This is a genomic window from Streptomyces ipomoeae 91-03 (assembly GCF_000317595.1).
Taxonomy (GTDB): Bacteria; Actinomycetota; Actinomycetes; order Streptomycetales; family Streptomycetaceae; genus Streptomyces; species Streptomyces ipomoeae.
Window position 1 is genome coordinate 1 of the sequence record NZ_AEJC01000551.1, and the last position, 15,388, is coordinate 15,388.

A 15,388-nucleotide genomic window follows, 5' to 3' on the forward strand; every position below is an offset into this window, starting at 1 on the left:
CTCGAAGACCATCGCACCCCTACGGTGCGACCGAACCGTCCTACCTCTCCAGGCGGCCGTTGAACCGCCGCGGCAGCCCCAGCGGATTGTCGTCCTTCAGCTCCGGCGGCAGCAGCGCCTCCGGCGCACCCTGGTAGACGACCGGCCGCAGCCACCGCTCGATCGCCGTGCCACCCACCGACGTGGACGTGGAGGTCGTCGCCGGGTAAGGGCCACCGTGGTGCTGGGCCGCGGCCACAGCGACACCCGTCGGCCATCCATTGACCAGGACACGCCCGGCCAGTGGTGTCAGCTCGGCCAGCAGCTCCGGCCCCCGGCCCTCTCCGGCGGCCTCCTCACCGGACAGGTGCACCGTGGCGGTCAGGTTGCCGGGCAGTCGCGACAGCACCGACTTGGCCTCGTCCTCGTCCTCGTAGCGGGCGACGACGGTGATGGGGCCGAAGCACTCCTCCAGCAGGAGGTCGTGCTCGCCCTCCGTGGCCAGCTTGGCGGCGGGGACGGTGAGGAAGCCGGGGCTGACGGTGTGCTCGCCGCCCGCGCCCGCGGTCACCGGGGACTCCACGTCGGGGAGTTCGGCGCGCTCGGCGACACCGGCGACGAAGTTGTCGCGCATCCGGTGGTCCAGCAGGACACCGGCGTCGACGTCGCTGACCGCCTCGGTGAGCGACTTGACCAGGCGGTCGCCGGAGGCCCCCGCGGGCGCCAGCACCAGGCCCGGCTTCACGCAGAACTGGCCGACGCCGAGGGTCATGGAGCCGGCAAGGCCGGTGCCGATGGCCTCCGCGCGTTCGGCGGCGGCGGCCTCGGTGATGAGGACGGGGTTGAGGGAGCCCAGCTCGCCGTGGAACGGGATCGGCACCGGGCGGGCCGCCGCCGCGTCGAAGAGGGCCCGGCCGCCGCGTACGGAACCGGTGAAGCCGGCGGCCGTGACGAGCGGGTGCTTGACCAGTTCGACGCCCGCCTCGAAGCCGTGGACGAGGCCGAGGACGCCCTCGGGGATGCCGTGTTCGGCGGCGGCCCGGCGCAGCACGATCGCGACCAGCTCGGACAGCGCCGGGTGGTCGGGGTGGGCCTTGACGACGACCGGGCAGCCGGCGGCCAGCGCGCTCGCCGTGTCGCCGCCGGGGACGGAGAAGGCGAAGGGGAAGTTGGAGGCCGAGTAGACGGCGACGACGCCCAGCGGGACCTTGTAGCGGCGCAGGTCGGGGATGGGCGGGGTGGCGGTGTCGTCGGGGTGGTTGATCACCACGTCGAGGAAGGCGCCCTCGTCGACGATGTCGGCGAAGGCCCGCAGCTGGTAGCAGGTGCGGGCGAGCTCGCCGTTGAGCCGGACCGGGCCGAGCGCGGTCTCGGCGTCGGCGACCTCGACGAGCTGTTCCTTGGCCGCCTGAAGCTGGTCGGCGGCGGTACGCAGGAAGGCCGCGCGGACCGTACGGTCGGCCAGGGCGCTGCGGGCGGCGTGTGCCGCGCGGACGGCGGCGTCCACCTCCTGGGCTGTGGCCTCCACCGCAACCTGCTCGCGCTGCTTCCCGGTACGGGGGTCGACACTCCAGACTGGTGCTGCTGCCACCGCGGGTCCCTCCACGTATAACTGGGTCATTCACCAGGGGCGTTCGATATACTGAACGCCGTCTCTGATGATGAATATGCTGTTGGAGACTATAACTACAGCTTCTCGTCGAACGAAGGGGTCAAGGCGATGTCGGCTGGCGAGACGGGGGGCGGGGCGCAGGTCAAGTCCGCGGTACGGACGGTTGAGCTGCTGGAATACTTCGCCGGCCGCCCAGGTATGCACTCCCTCGCCGCCGTGCAGGAGGCGGTGGGCTACCCCAAGTCCAGCCTCTACATGCTGCTGCGCACGCTCGTGGAGCTGGGCTGGGTCGAGACCGACGCGACGGGCACGCGCTACGGCATCGGCGTACGGGCCCTCCTGGTCGGTACGTCGTACATCGACGGTGACGAGGTGGTCGCGCTGGCGCGGCCCACGCTGGACCGGCTCTCGGACGACACGACCGAGACCATCCACCTGGCCCGCCTCGACGGCACGAACGTGGTCTACCTGGCCACCCGCCAGTCACAGCACTATCTGCGTCCCTTCACCCGCGTGGGCCGCCGGCTGCCCGCCCACTCCACCTCGCTCGGCAAGGCGCTGCTCGCCACCCACACCGACGAGCAGGTCCGCAAGATGCTCCCGGAGACCCTTCCGGCACTCACCGAGAACACGATCACCGACCGCGAGCAGCTCATCGAGGAGCTTCGGCAGATTCGTGAGCAGGGCTTCTCCGTCGACCGCGAGGAGAACACGCTCGGGCTGCGCTGCTTCGGCGTGGCGATCCCCTACCGCACCCCGGCCCGCGACGCCATCAGCTGCTCCGTCCCCGTCGCCCGGCTGACCCCGGCCCATGAACAGCTCGTCAAGGACGCCCTCTTCGACGCCCGCGACCGGCTGACGCTGGCGACCCGGCGGCTCTGAAACGGTCTCGGCGGACCCGAAGCGGCTCGGGAGCAACCCCGGTTTCATGAGGACCTCATGAGAAAACCGGGCGAAGGGAACGATTGATCGCAACCCGATCGTCTGTCCGGGTGCGATGAACAAGACGATCAGGCGCAGCGCCGTCTTCGTGCTGCTGCTCGTGCTCGCTCTGCTGGTGAGGGCGACATGGGTGCAGTTCTACGAGAGCTCGGCGCTCGCGGACAACCAGAAGAACCGGCGCAACGTGATCAGGACGTACGCGGAGCCGCTGGGGAACATCATCGTGGCCGGCGAGTCGATCACCGGCTCGGCGCGGACGAAGGACAGCGACCTCGCGTACAGGCGCACGTACACGGACGGCGAGCTGTACGCGGCGGTGACGGGCTACGCCTCCCAGGCGTACGCGCCGACGCAGTTGGAGGGCATCTACGCGGACCTGCTCAACGGCACGGACCTCCGGCTGAAGACGGTGCTGGACACGATCACCAACAAGCGGGCCGCCCCGGGCAATGTGATCACCACGATCGACCCGGGCGTGCAGAAGGCCGCGTACGACGCGCTCGGCGACAAGAAGGGCGCGGCCGTCGCGATCGATCCGGCCACCGGCAAGATCCTGGCCGTCGTGTCGACCCCGTCGTACGATCCGTCCTCGCTCACCGACGCCAACACCGCGGGTACGGCGTGGAAGAAGCTCAACTCCGACCCGGAGAAGCCGCTGACCAACCGGGCGCTGCGGCAGCCGCTGCCGCCGGGGTCGACGTTCAAGCTGGTCGTGGCGGCAGCCGCGCAGGAGGACGGGCTGTACGCGTCGGTGGACACGAAGACGGACAGCCCGGACCCGTACACCCTGCCGGGTACGACCACGGTCCTGCGGAACGAGAACACGTCCGCGCCCTGCGAGAACGCCACGATCCGTACGGCGCTGCGGTACTCGTGCAACAACGTCTTCGCGAAGATGGCCGTCGACCTGGGCCAGGACAAGGTGCGGGCGATGGCCGAGAAGTTCGGCTTCAACGACAAGACGCAGGACGTGCCGGTGCGGGCGTACGAGAGCGTCTACCCGTCCGGCATGAACGAGCCGTCCACCGCCCTGACCGGCATCGGGCAGTACGACGTCACGGCGACGCCGTTGCAGATGGCCATGGTGTCGGCGGCGATAGCCAACGGCGGCAGGCTCGTCTCGCCGCACATGGTGTCGCAGATCACCAACAGCGGTGGCGACGTCCTGGAGGACTACGACGCCGGGGCGAGCACCAAGGAGATCGTCGGCTCCTCCACCGCCGAGCAGTTGCAGTCGGCGATGCAGACGGTCGTCGAGGAGGGCACGGGGACGAACGCGCGGATCAGCGGCGTGACCGTGGGCGGCAAGACCGGTACCGCCCAGCACGGCGAGAACAACAGCAAGACGCCGTACGCCTGGTTCACCTCGTACGGGAAGGCCGACGGCAAGGAGGTCGCCGTGGCGGTCGTCGTGGAGCAGTCGGGCGCGGCCCGGTCCGAGGTCAGCGGCAACGGGCTGGCCGCGCCGGTGGCCAAGGCCGTGATGGAGGCGGCGCTGAAGGGCTGAAGGACCACCTGAAGAAGGACCACCTGAAGAAGAAGGGCCGCCCCACTCCCCCCGGGGGCGGCCCTTCGCCGTCAGTACCTTCGCGGTGTCACTTGACGCCGAACAGCTGCTCGATCGGGTCGATCGCGAAATACACCAGGAACAGCGCCGACGTGCCCCACAGCAGCCAGTGGACCTCCTTGGCCTTGCCCAGGACCGTCTTGATGAGGACGAAGGCGAGGAAGCCGGCGCCGATGCCGTTGGTGATGGAGTAGGTGAACGGCATCACGGCGATGGTCAGGAACGCGGGGATGGCGATCTCGTACTTGTCCCAGTCGATGTTCTTGACCTGGGTCATCATCAGGAAGCCGACGGCGACGAGCGCGGGGGCGGCGGCCTGCATGGGGACGATGGTCAGGAGCAGGGTGAGGAAGAGGGCCACCGCGAAGAGGCCGCCCGTGATCAGGTTGGCGAAGCCGGTGCGGGCGCCCTCGCCGACGCCGGCCGCGGACTCGATGTAGGAGGTCGCCGAGGAGGCGGACGAGGCGCCGCCGGCGACCGCCGCCGCACCGTCGATGAGGAGTACTCGGCCGAGGTTCGGGACCTTGCCCTCGTCGTCGAGCAGACCGGCCTCGGCGGTGATGCCGACGACCGTGCCCATGGTGTCGAAGAAGTCGGACAGCAGCAGGGTGAAGATCAGCAGGACGACCGTGATGACGGTGGTCTCGCCGAACGAACCGAAGAGGCTGAAGTCGCCGATGAGTCCGAACTCGGGGGCGGCCACGATGTCGTCGGGGACCTTCGGAGTGGTCAGGCCCCAACTCTTGATGTCGGCCACCGAGTTGATCACGATCGCAACGACCGTCATGGCCAGGATGCTGATGAGGATCGCGCCCCTGACCTTGCGGGCGAGCAGGGCGATGGTCAGCAGCACGCCGAGGCAGAAGACCAGGATGGGCCAGCCGGACAGCGAGCCGGTGGCGCCGAGTTGGACCGGGACGGTGGTGTTCGCGATGTCGGGGATACGGCTGACGAACCCGGCGTCGACGAAACCGATGAAGGCGATGAACAGGCCGATGCCGACACTGATCGCCTGCTTGAGCGGCTGCGGAATGGCGTGCATGACCGCCTCGCGCAAGCCGGTTACCACCAGTACGCAGATCAGCAGACCTTCGAGGACGACCAGGCCCATCGCGTCGGGCCAGCTCATCAGCGGGGCTATCTGGAAGGCGACGACCGCGTTGAGTCCGAGGCCCGCGGCGAGCGCGAGCGGCAGATTGCCGCCGACGCCCATGATGACCGTCATCACGGCGGCCACGAGGGCGGTGGCGGTGACGAGTTCGGCCCCATTGAGAGTGTGACCGTACTTGTCCTCCGCGTTGCCGAGGATGATGGGATTCAGGACAAGGATGTACGCCATCGTGAAGAAGGTGGCGAAGCCGCCGCGTATCTCGCGGGCGAAGGTGGAGCCCCGGGCGGTGATCCTGAAGAAGCGATCGACGCTGTTCGCCCCGGGTGGCTCGGCGCTTCGCCGGTCGGCCACCTTCTGTGCGTCGGACATGGCGGTACTCCTAGGGACGTGTGTCGTTCTACGCGCGGATGCTGGCTGGATTGTTCCGCCGTTGAACCCTATTCAGGTTTTCACCGTGTTACGGAATCGGAGTTCGACCTGCAAGACGGCGTTCGAAGCCGCGTACGAGCATCTTTCACGATCACTGCTAATCTTCCGGATCTCGCCGGGGGTCGTCCCCGGACGATCACGTGTCATTCACATGACACGCACAGGTATCCGGTCCGGGTGCCTGCCAGCCGCAGCGAGGAGAGAGGTCCCCGTGGGCACTGTCGTCGACGACGCAGCCTCCGTGGAGTTCCACGCCTTCTTCGAACGGCACTACGCCGAATTGTCCCGCCTGGCCCACCTGTTGACGGGTGAGGCTGACGCCGCCGACGATCTGGCCGCGGACGCGCTGCTCGCCATGTGGCACCGCTGGGACCGGGTGCGCGCGGCGGAGCACCCGGTGGCGTACGCCCGCGGTGTGGTCGCCAACCTGGCCCGCACCCGCATACGCAGCGCGGTCCGGGAGCGCCGCCGGATCACCCTGTTCTGGTCGCAGCGCGAGGAGAAGACCGAGAACCCCGACGTACCCGGCGTGGTCGACGTCCAGTCGGCGCTGCGCAGGCTGCCGTTCCGCAAGCGGGCGTGTGTGGTGCTGCGGCATGCTTTCGATCTCTCGGAGAAGGACACCGCGCTCGCCCTCGGTGTCTCGGTCGGTACCGTGAAGAGCCAGACGTCCAAGGGAATGGCCGAGTTGCAGAAGCTGTTCGGCACGCAGGACGCGCCGCGGCGTATGCACGCCGGCATCACGGGCGGGGGCGTGAGGGGCGCGAGTGTGACCGGCGCGGGTGCGCCGGGCAGCGGAGGAAGGGACCGATGAGGGACGTGCACGAGGAGCTGCGTGCCCGGCTGCGCGAGTCGGCCGAGGCGCACGAGCCCGACCGCGCCCGCATCCTGGCCCGGATCGAGCGCGGCATGGCCGCCCCCGAGGAGCGTCGACGCAGCCGGAAGGCGACGCGTCCGCCGCTGTGGGGCTGGGTGCGCGTGGTGACCGCCACCGCCGGTGTCGCCGGTGTGCTCGCGGTCGGCGGCTACGCGGTCGCCTCGGCGGTGAAGGGCGAGGAACCGGCGGACCAGACGGTCGCGGTGTCGCCGACGCCGGTCGACTCCCCCGCCGCGACGAGCCGGCCGCCGGTCCAGCCGGAACACCCGAGTCCGACCCCTCGCCGGTCGGACGAGCGGAAGAAGCCCGACTCGACGCCGTCGCGCACGCCCTCGGCGACTCAGGCCGCGCCGCCGGAGCTGCCCACCTCGGGGGACGAGAAGGACGGCCCGCTCTGGTCGGACGGCTCGGTCGACCCGCACAGCAACGGCTTCTGGGCGCAGAGCAATCTCACCCTGAAGACCGGCGAGCAGCTCACCGAGCTCATCGTCCAGCTGCGGATCGCCCAGACCGGCGGGGTCACCTCGGCCGGCGCCTGGCGCTCGCTGCCGGAGCAGGACTTCGACCTCACGGTGGAGGAGGCCGACGGCTTCCTGGTCTACACCTGGGTCCTCAAGGACGGCCGTACGGTCCCGAAGGGCGAGTACGTCTTCGCCGGCCAGTACAACCACGAGCGCGGGGGCCGCGACGCGGGCGACGACAGCTACGCGATGACCGCGAAGGCGGACGGCGAAAAGCTCGCGGTGGCCGGCAACTTCGAGGGCCATGACGACGAGGATTCGTCGGACGAGGGCGATTCGTAGGCAGTTCCCGGCCGGTCGTCGGACGAGCCGGGCTTCGTGGGCAGTTCCCGGCCGGTCGTCGGACCAGGCGGACTTCGTGGGCAGTTCCTGGCCGTTCGTCGGACCAGGCGGACTTCGTGGGCAGTTCCTGGCCGTTCGTCGGACCAGCCAGGTTTCGTAGGCAGTGCCCGGCCGTTCGTCGGACCGGGCGGGCTTCGTAAGCAGTTCGCGGCCGGTCGCAGGCAGTTCGTGAGCCTCGTCGTGAGTTCGGCTGTGGGTCGGGGCGACGTCGTCGTGGGTTCGCCCGTCGTGGGAGTGGGGCACCCCCTTGCCGCCGTACGCGGGTGATCCGCGTATGGGGGCGTGCGTTCGAACATGGTGGGTCCCGAGGGCTCGTAAAAAATCTCGGAGGCGCGGCAACCCTTTCCGTGGCGGTGGCGACCAGGAGGCGCAAGAGTCACCACCAGCGAGGAATCGGGTACATGACCGCACCTGCAGAACAGCGCGTTCGGCACCGTCGCCGGGTCACCGGGCGGCGGGCCGCGATCGCCTCGGTGGCCGCGCTCGGCCTCACCGGCGCGGCGATCGCCACGACGTCGCTGCTGTCCACCGCCGGCGCCGCCGTCACCTGGCCCACGGCCAAGGGCAGCAAGGCCGTGTCCTCGACGATCAAGGTGTCGGGCACGTACGACGGCAAGCTGAAGAAGTTCCTCGCCAAGGGCGCGCTCGGCGACGGCAGCCAGGACGAGGACCAGGACCCGATCTTCGAGCTGGCCGACGGTGCGGTGCTGAAGAACGTGATCATCGGGGTGCCGGGGGCCGACGGTGTGCACTGCAAGGGCAGCTGCACCCTCAAGAACGTGTGGTGGCTGGACGTCGGCGAGGACGCCGCCAGCTTCAAGGGCAAGTCGTCGAAGGCCGTGTACAAGGTCATCGGCGGCGGCGCGCGAAAGGCCTCGGACAAGGTCTTCCAGTTCAACGGCGCCGGAAAGCTCAGCATCACCGGCTTCAAGGTGCGGAACTTCGGCAAGCTGGTGCGCTCCTGCGGCAACTGCAGCAAGCAGTACAAGCGCACGATCACGCTGAGTGACATCGACGCGACCGCGCCGGGCAAGTCCCTGGTCGGCGTCAACCAGAACTACGGCGACACCGCCACGCTGTCCAGGATCCGCATCCACGGAGATCCCAAGAAGAAGCTCAAGGTGTGCACCCGCTTCCAGGGCAACAGCTCCGGAAAGGAACCGAGAACACTTGGTAGCGGCCCCTATGGAACCACCTGCAAGTACAAGTCATCTGATATCACGTACAAGTAAGTGAAATTTCAAAAAGTGACGGAGCACCGCCCTTGAGCACGCACAAGAGACGCCTCACGCGCAGACGTGTGCTCGGCGCCACCGCGATCGGCGTCGCCGCCACCGGCGCCGCCGTGGCGGGCGGCACCGGCCTCCTCTCCTCGGCGTCCGCCGCCGGCTTCGGCCACCGCGACGACGGAAAGAACTTCGTCGTCGACACCGGCGCCTCCCTGGTCTTCAAGGTCTCCAAGACCACCGGCGACCTCACCTCGCTCGTCTACAAGGGCAAGGAGTACGAGGGCTACGGCGGCAAGCACTCGCACGTCGAGTCGGGGCTCGGAGCGTCCACCGTCACGATTCTGCAGTCGGGGTCGACGATCCTGATCAAGGCCGTGCACGGCGCGATCACCCAGTGGTACGCGGCCCGCAGCGGCCAGAACAACATCTACATGTGGACGAACAAGGCGGACGCCTCCTTCACCGCGACCCGGTTCATCGTCCGCCTCAAGCCGGGGATGTTCCCCAACGAGGGCCCGGACTCCTGGATCGAGGCCTCCGACAAGGTCATCGAGGCCGGTGACGTCTGGCGGCGCGCGGACGGCACAACCCACTCCAAGCACTACTCGGGCAAGCGGGTCATCGACTACGACCACATCGGCTTCACCACCGGTTCGGTCGGCCTGTGGATCGTCCGCTCCAACCACGAGAAGGCCTCCGGCGGCCCCTTCTACCGCTCACTGCTGCGCCACTCCAACGACAAGGGCGCCGGGCTGTACGAGATCTTGCACTACAACCAGGCACAGACAGAGGAGGAACGTTTCGGCTTGCAGGGCCCCTACGTCCTGGCCTTCACCGACGGCGGGGCGCCCTCCCCCTCTCTGGCGCACGACAAGCTGGACACCTCCTGGGTCGACGGCCTCGGCATCACCGGCTGGGTCGGCAAGGCGGGCCGCGGCAAGGTGGCCGGCGTGGGCCTCAAGGGCATGGACGCCAAGTACGCCTACACGGTCGGCTTCGCGAGCGCGGGCGCCCAGTACTGGGCGAAGGCCGCGGCCGGCACCGGCGCCTTCTCCTGCAAGGGGATGCTGCCGGGGACGTACACGATGACCGTCTACAAGGGCGAGCTGGCCGTGCACACCCGGGAGGTGAAGGTGACGGCGGGCGGTTCGACCGCTCTGAACAGCATCACCATCACCGGTGACCCGTCCGCCGCGAGGACGGTGTGGCGGCTCGGCGACTGGGACGGCACGCCCGGCGAGTTCAAGAACGCCAAGCTGATGACGTACGCGCACCCGTCCGACGGCCGCGCGGCGAAGTGGACCGGCAACGTCACCATCGGCAGCGGCGACCCGGCCGCGTCCTTCCCGGCGTACATGTGGCAGGCCGTCAACGACGGCATCCTCATCTACTTCAAGCTCACCGCCGCCCAGGCCGCCGCCGCGCACACCCTGCGCATCGGCGTCACGGACGCCTTCGCGGGCGGACGCCCCAGGGTGACGGTCAACGACTGGGTCTCGCCGATCCCGACGGCCCCGAAGCAGCCCTCGACGCGTTCCTTGACCACGGGTTCCTACCGGGGGAACAACCACACGTTCACTTTCAGCGTCCCTGCAAGTGCGTGGAAATCGAACACCAGTGAGTACAACGTCCTGAAGCTCAACATCGTCAGCGGTTCGACCGGCACGGCCTTCCTCAGCCCGGGCACGTCGTTCGACTGCGTGGACCTGCTGGCTTGAGCCCCCCTCGGCCAGCAGCAGTGCCGACTTGAGCCCCCCTCGGTCGGCACGCACAAGAACGCCCCCCGCCGGTGACGACCGGCGGGGGGCGTTCACTTCGGCGCCCCGTGAGGGGCGCGGGGCTGTTTCGATGTGCGGCTCCGCCGCGATGGGGATCCCCCCGTTCGAGCGAAGCCGAGAGTGGGGGAGCGACCAGTCACAACGGACCCGCGGTTCCCCACCGACCTCTCGCGGCAGATCAATCCATCGTCGAACCGATGGCCGTGGAGCCCGTGGTCAAGAACGTGGTAGCCGGCAGCGAGCATCAGACTTCCGCGCGCCGTACACACTCGCCGCGTCCGTCGACTTGAAGGACGGCGTACCCACCCCACCGTCCCAGTTGTTCGCGGCCGACACCGTGGCGGAGCCCAGCTTCGCCTTCCCCGCCCCGTTGCCCACCGCCACATTCCTGGCCAACCTGGCCTTCCCGGTGGCGAAATAGAACCCGTTCGCCCTGTTCCCGTACGCGGTGTTCCGGTTCAGCAGCACGGCCCCGGTGTTGGAGTTCTCGGTGAACCCGTGCAGCGTGTTGTCCCAGGCGGCGTTGTTGTTGACGGCATGGGCGACCGAGGCTCCCCCGCCGCCCAACTTGAAACCGTTGCCGTTGCCCTCGAACGCGGAGTCGTTCCAGCGGTTCTTGCCGTTGCCGAAGGCCCAGGAGTGCTCGATGGTGACGGGCGAGGAGAACTGCCAGAGGTCGAGCCCGTCATCCGCGTTGTCGTAGAGGCGCGCGCCGGTGACCTTGTTGCCCGTGCCGGAGCCGAACTTGATGGCGATGCCGTCGGCGTTCTGGCCGTGGTTCGCGGCGTCGTAGTTGCCGTGGCTGTCGAGGTTCTGCACGAGGTTGCCGGTGGTGCCGTCGCCGCGCAGGGTGAACCCGGAGTCGCCGTTGTTCGCGGTGACGAGGTTCTTGAAGACGCCGCCGACGGAGGAGGTGGCGACGAAGCCCTGGGCCGGGGAGTTTTGGAAGGTGATGTTCTGGACGGTCCAGTAGTCGCCGTGGATACCGGCGAGCCAGGACCCGGCGGCCAGCCTGGACCCGTCGATCTTCACCTTCTCGCTGCCGTACGCGGTGAGGGTGATTCGGGCGGAGGCGGTGCCGTTCGCCGTGGACTTGAGGGTCTTCGTCGGCTGGTACGTGCCGCCGCGCACCTGGATGGTCGTACCGGCGGCGGCGTTCGCGACGGCCGACTCCAGCTGGGCGGCGCTGGAGACGATGACCGTGGTGCCGGCGGCCCGGGCGCCGTCGTTCGCGAGGCCGAGGTAGACGCCGCCCGCCCCCGAGGCGACGGCCACGGCGGCGGCGATCGACAGGGTCCGGGTTCTTCGATGGCGTCCGATGCTCTGACGCACGGGGTTGTTCCTTCCGTTGACATTGATCGCCTCCGGGGCGCTTCAGCCGGTGTCGAGAGGCCGGCACGCCCCTTCGGCGGGGGACGAGGAACGAAGCGGGCCGGAGGGGCCGCCCCGGCCCGCTTCTGATCACTGGTCGCCGCCCGAGCGGAAAGGGTTGCCGCGCCCATGCGAAAGCGATCGAAATTTTCGCTCCGGGTCTTCACACGCCCACCAATTGACGTCCTGAACCCCACTGATCAGACTCCGAGGACAGCTCGCCCAACAGAATCCACCAGACCCACACAGGATGTGTCATGCGCCCCACCGCCCGTACGCTCCTGCTCCCCCTCCTGGCACTCTTCCTCAGCCTGCTGGCGGCCCCGCCAGGTACGGCCCAGTCACCCGCGAAGGTCTCGGAACAGCCCGTGAAGAAGTCCAAGTACGCCGGTTATCTCTTCGCCTACTTCACCGGTGAGGGCACCGCCGACGGCGAGCAGATCCGCTACGCCCTCAGCCGTGGCAACGACGCGCTGCACTGGCGGGAGCTGAACGCCGGCAAGCCGGTCCTCACGTCCACCATCGGTGAGAAGGGCCTGCGCGACCCGTTCGTGATCCGCTCCCCCGAGGGTGACAAGTTCTACATGATCGCGACCGATCTGCGCATGTACCAGAACAGCAGCGGCAGTTGGGACCATGTCCAGAGACACGGCAGCAAGTCGATCATGGTCTGGGAGTCCACGGACCTGGTGCACTGGACCGACCAGCGTCTGGTGCAGGTGTCCCCCGACAACGCGGGCAACACCTGGGCGCCGGAGGCCTACTGGGACGACAGCCTCGGTGAGTACGTCGTCTTCTGGGCGTCGAAGCTGTACGCGGACGACGACCCGGACCACACGGGCTCGACGTACAACAAGATGCTGTACGCGACGACGAAGGACTTCCGCACCTTCAGCGAGCCGAAGGTCTGGAACGACCCGGGCTACTCGGTCATCGACTCCACGGTCGTGAAGCACGACGGCACGTACTACCGCTACACCAAGGACGAGCGCGACCCCACCTCCTCCAGCCCCTGCGCCAAGTTCATCACCGGGGAGAAGTCGACCTCGCTGACCTCGACGAAGTACGACTTCGTCGCGGACTGCATCGGCAACGGCGCCATGGACCGGGGCGAGGGCCCGACGGTGTTCAAGTCGAACACCGAGGAGAAGTGGTACCTGTTCATCGACGAGTACGGCGGTCGCGGCTACCTCCCCTTCGAGACCACCGACCTCGACTCCGGCAAGTGGACCCCGTCGACCGACTACCAGCTCCCGGCCAGCCCTCGGCACGGCACGGTCATCCCGGTGACGCAGGCGGAGTACGACCGGCTGCTGGCCGCCTACCCGGTGAGCCCCACCTCGGTGGTGGACGTGACGGCGAAGGACCAGGAGGGGTACGCCATCGTCACGGAGGACACGAACAAGGTCGTCCTGCCGATGGAGCCCGACGCCGACCTGCGGCGGCTGGCACCGAAGCTGTGGGTGGGCGAGGGCGCGACGGTGAGCCCGAAGTCCGGTACGCGCCGCGACTTCCGCAAGCCGCAGAAGTACACGGTCACGGCGGCGGACGGCACCAAGCGTGTCTGGACGGTCGAGGCGGTGCCGACCCGCAGCCCGGTCCTGCCCGGTCTGTACGCCGACCCCGACGTCAAGTACATGAACGGCCGCTACTGGATCTACCCGACGACGGACGGCTTCCCCGGCTGGAGCGGCACGCGGTTCAAGGCGTTCTCCTCCAAGGACCTCGTCCACTGGAAGGACCACGGCCTCATCCTCGACCTGGGACCCGACGTCTCCTGGGCCGACAAGAACGCCTGGGCCCCGGCCATCGCCGAGCGCGACGGCAAGTACTACTTCTACTTCTGCGCCGAGGGGAACATCGGCGTCGCCGTCGCGGACTCCCCCGCCGGCCCGTTCAAGGACGCCCTCGGCAAACCGCTGGTCGCCAAGGGCCGGTACAGCGGCCAGGCCATCGACCCGTCGGTCTTCGTCGACGACGACGGGCAGGCCTACCTCTACTGGGGCAACATGCACGGGTACGTCGTCCCGCTGAACGACGACATGGTGTCGTTCGACGCGGCCGAGGTGAAGGACATCACCCCGGACAACTTCCGTGAGGGCTCCTTCGTGGTCAAGCGCAAGGGCACGTACTACTTCATGTGGTCCGAGGACGACACCCGCAGCGAGAACTACCACGTGGCGTACGCGACCGGACCGTCCCCGCTCGGCCCGTGGACCAAGCGGGGCACGATCCTGTCCAAGCGCCCCGAGTACGGCATCAAGGCGACCGGCCACCACTCCGTGGTGAACGTCCCCGGCACGGACGACTGGTACATGGTCTACCACCGGTTCGCCCTCAACGGTCCCGGCAAGTCCGGCGGGGACGGCACCCACCGCGAGACGACCATCGACCGCATGGAGTTCGCGGCCGACGGCACGATCGAGCCGGTGGTGCCGACCCTGGAGTCGATCAAACCGGTCAGGAGGTAACCGGCTCAGTCCATCGTCGCGCCGATCGTCGTGCTGCCCGTGGTCAGGAACGTGGTCGCGGGCAGCGTGCCGCTCGACGAACGGGCGTTGTACGTCGAGGAGGCGTCGGTGGAGCGGAAGGACGGGGTCGAGATGCCCGAGTCCCAGTTGTTGCCCGACGAGACGACCGACGAGCCCTTGTTGACCGAACCGCTGCCGTTGCCGACCGCGAGGTTCTTGCCGAGGCGGGCGGCGCCGGTGGCGAAGTAGTAGCCCCACTTGGCGTTGGCGTAGGCGGTGGTGCGGTTGATGACGATGGCACCCTTGTTGCTGTTCTCGGTGAAGCCGTTGCCCGCGTTGTCCCAGGCCGCCGAGTTGTTGACGACGTGGGCCACGGTCTCCCCGTCGCCGCCCAGCTTGTAGCCGTTGTCGTCGCCCGCGAACGCGGAGTCCGACCAGCGGTTCTTGCCGTTGCCCATCGCCCAGGTGTGCTCGACGGTGACGGGCGAGGAGAACGACCAGAAGTCCAGGCCGTCGTCCGAGTTGTTGTAGAGGCGGGCGCCGGTGATGACGTTGCCGGTGCCCGAGCCGAACTTCACGGCGACGCCGTCCGCGTTCTCGCCGTGGTTGGCCGGGTCGTAGTGGCCGTACGAGTCGATGTTGCGGACCAGGTTGTTGGTGGTGCTGTCGCCGGTGAGCGTGAACCCGGAGTCGCCGCCGTTGATGGTCTTGATGTTGTCCCAGACCGTGGAGGCACACGACTGGCAGACGACCGCGCTGTCCGGGGAGTTCTGGAAGGTGATGCCGGAGACGGTCCAGTAGTCGGCGGTCAGCTTGAAGATCCAGCCGCCGTCGGGGAGGTTCGAGCCGTCGATCTTCACGGTCTCGGAGCCGTACGGCTGGAGGTAGATCCTGCTGGACGAGGTGCCGTTCGCCGTGGACTGGAGGGTCGCCGTCGGGTAGTACGTGCCGCCGCGCACCTGGATGGTGGTGCCGGCGGTGGCGTTCTTGATGGCGTTGGACAGGTCGGTCGAGTTGCTGACGACCACGGTGGCCGCGTGGGCGGGGGTGGCCAGCAGACCGACGCCGAAGGCGGCGGTCACGGTCGTGGCGACCGTGGCGAGAGCGGTGAGGGAACGCTTGGTACGCCTGGTGCTCCTGTGACGACGCATGGGATGCG

The 15,388-nt window shown here is 68.5% G+C and carries 10 protein-coding genes and 1 pseudogene; 7 read left to right on the top strand and 4 right to left on the bottom strand.

The genetic code is table 11. The features are described 5' to 3' along the window. Window positions 1–40 precede the first annotated feature (40 nt). Window positions 41–1,570 (bottom strand): aldehyde dehydrogenase (NADP(+)), encoded by a 1,530-nt coding sequence (locus STRIP9103_RS35860; protein WP_009330852.1) that lies wholly within the window; start codon window positions 1,568–1,570, stop codon window positions 41–43. Between the two features lie 129 nt (window positions 1,571–1,699). On the opposite strand from STRIP9103_RS35860, the gene STRIP9103_RS35865 reads away from it, so the two are divergent. Both STRIP9103_RS35865 and STRIP9103_RS35870 read left to right on the top strand, forming a co-directional pair. Then, window positions 1,700–2,473 carry an IclR family transcriptional regulator gene (locus STRIP9103_RS35865; RefSeq protein ID WP_009330858.1) on the top strand — a complete coding sequence of 258 codons (774 nt, stop codon included), beginning with the start codon at window positions 1,700–1,702 and terminating at the stop codon, window positions 2,471–2,473. 115 nt (window positions 2,474–2,588) lie between these two features. After that, window positions 2,589–4,040 (top strand): peptidoglycan D,D-transpeptidase FtsI family protein, encoded by a 1,452-nt coding sequence (locus STRIP9103_RS35870; RefSeq protein WP_009330840.1) that lies wholly within the window; start codon window positions 2,589–2,591, stop codon window positions 4,038–4,040. An 88-nt stretch (window positions 4,041–4,128) separates the two neighbouring features. Here the strand turns inward: STRIP9103_RS35870 and STRIP9103_RS35875 are convergent, their stop codons facing one another. Continuing rightward, window positions 4,129–5,580, bottom strand: coding sequence for an NCS2 family permease (locus STRIP9103_RS35875; RefSeq protein WP_009330889.1), 1,452 nt, complete (start codon window positions 5,578–5,580; stop codon window positions 4,129–4,131). A gap of 271 nt (window positions 5,581–5,851) precedes the next feature. Here STRIP9103_RS35875 and STRIP9103_RS35880 point away from each other — a divergent pair, with 271 nt between their 5' ends. From STRIP9103_RS35880 to STRIP9103_RS35895, 4 genes are all read left to right on the top strand, one after another. Then, on the top strand, window positions 5,852–6,454 hold the full coding sequence (locus STRIP9103_RS35880; protein WP_009330860.1) for a SigE family RNA polymerase sigma factor: 603 nt from the start codon (window positions 5,852–5,854) through the stop codon (window positions 6,452–6,454). Beyond that, complete coding sequence (locus tag STRIP9103_RS35885) at window positions 6,451–7,320, top strand: superantigen-like protein SSL4 (RefSeq protein WP_009330884.1); 870 nt, start codon at window positions 6,451–6,453, stop codon at window positions 7,318–7,320. Before STRIP9103_RS35880 ends, STRIP9103_RS35885 begins: the two co-directional genes overlap by 4 nt. A 461-nt stretch (window positions 7,321–7,781) precedes the next feature. Next, on the top strand, window positions 7,782–8,612 hold the full coding sequence (locus tag STRIP9103_RS35890) for a pectate lyase (protein WP_009330904.1): 831 nt from the start codon (window positions 7,782–7,784) through the stop codon (window positions 8,610–8,612). Between the two features lie 32 nt (window positions 8,613–8,644). Next, window positions 8,645–10,327: a rhamnogalacturonan lyase B N-terminal domain-containing protein gene (locus STRIP9103_RS35895; RefSeq protein ID WP_048821598.1), complete on the top strand. Its 1,683-nt coding sequence runs from the start codon at window positions 8,645–8,647 to the stop codon at window positions 10,325–10,327. A 238-nt stretch (window positions 10,328–10,565) separates the two neighbouring features. Here STRIP9103_RS35895 and STRIP9103_RS35900 read toward each other — a convergent pair. Then, window positions 10,566–11,719: pseudogene (locus STRIP9103_RS35900) on the bottom strand (right-handed parallel beta-helix repeat-containing protein). 296 nt (window positions 11,720–12,015) lie between these two features. Here STRIP9103_RS35900 and STRIP9103_RS35905 point away from each other — a divergent pair. Further along, window positions 12,016–14,229 carry a family 43 glycosylhydrolase gene (locus tag STRIP9103_RS35905; RefSeq protein ID WP_009330864.1) on the top strand — a complete coding sequence of 738 codons (2,214 nt, stop codon included), beginning with the start codon at window positions 12,016–12,018 and terminating at the stop codon, window positions 14,227–14,229. A 5-nt stretch (window positions 14,230–14,234) separates the two neighbouring features. On the opposite strand, the gene STRIP9103_RS35910 is transcribed toward STRIP9103_RS35905, so the two are convergent. Then, entirely contained in the window at window positions 14,235–15,380 is a 1,146-nt protein-coding gene (locus STRIP9103_RS35910) for a right-handed parallel beta-helix repeat-containing protein (protein WP_009330902.1), read from the bottom strand. Window positions 15,381–15,388: the final 8 nt, after the last annotated feature.

Excerpts from the sequence above, each read along its gene's own strand:
- STRIP9103_RS35905 (WP_009330864.1), top strand. The coding sequence starts at position 12,016 with ATGCGCCCCACCGCCCGTACGCTCCTGCTCCCCCTCCTGGCACTCTTC.
- STRIP9103_RS35885 (WP_009330884.1), top strand. The coding sequence starts at position 6,451 with ATGAGGGACGTGCACGAGGAGCTGCGTGCCCGGCTGCGCGAGTCGGCC.
- STRIP9103_RS35875 (WP_009330889.1), bottom strand. The coding sequence starts at position 5,580 with ATGTCCGACGCACAGAAGGTGGCCGACCGGCGAAGCGCCGAGCCACCC.
- STRIP9103_RS35865 (WP_009330858.1), top strand. The coding sequence starts at position 1,700 with ATGTCGGCTGGCGAGACGGGGGGCGGGGCGCAGGTCAAGTCCGCGGTA.
- STRIP9103_RS35890 (WP_009330904.1), top strand. The coding sequence starts at position 7,782 with ATGACCGCACCTGCAGAACAGCGCGTTCGGCACCGTCGCCGGGTCACC.
- STRIP9103_RS35870 (WP_009330840.1), top strand. The coding sequence starts at position 2,589 with ATGAACAAGACGATCAGGCGCAGCGCCGTCTTCGTGCTGCTGCTCGTG.
- STRIP9103_RS35910 (WP_009330902.1), bottom strand. The coding sequence starts at position 15,380 with ATGCGTCGTCACAGGAGCACCAGGCGTACCAAGCGTTCCCTCACCGCT.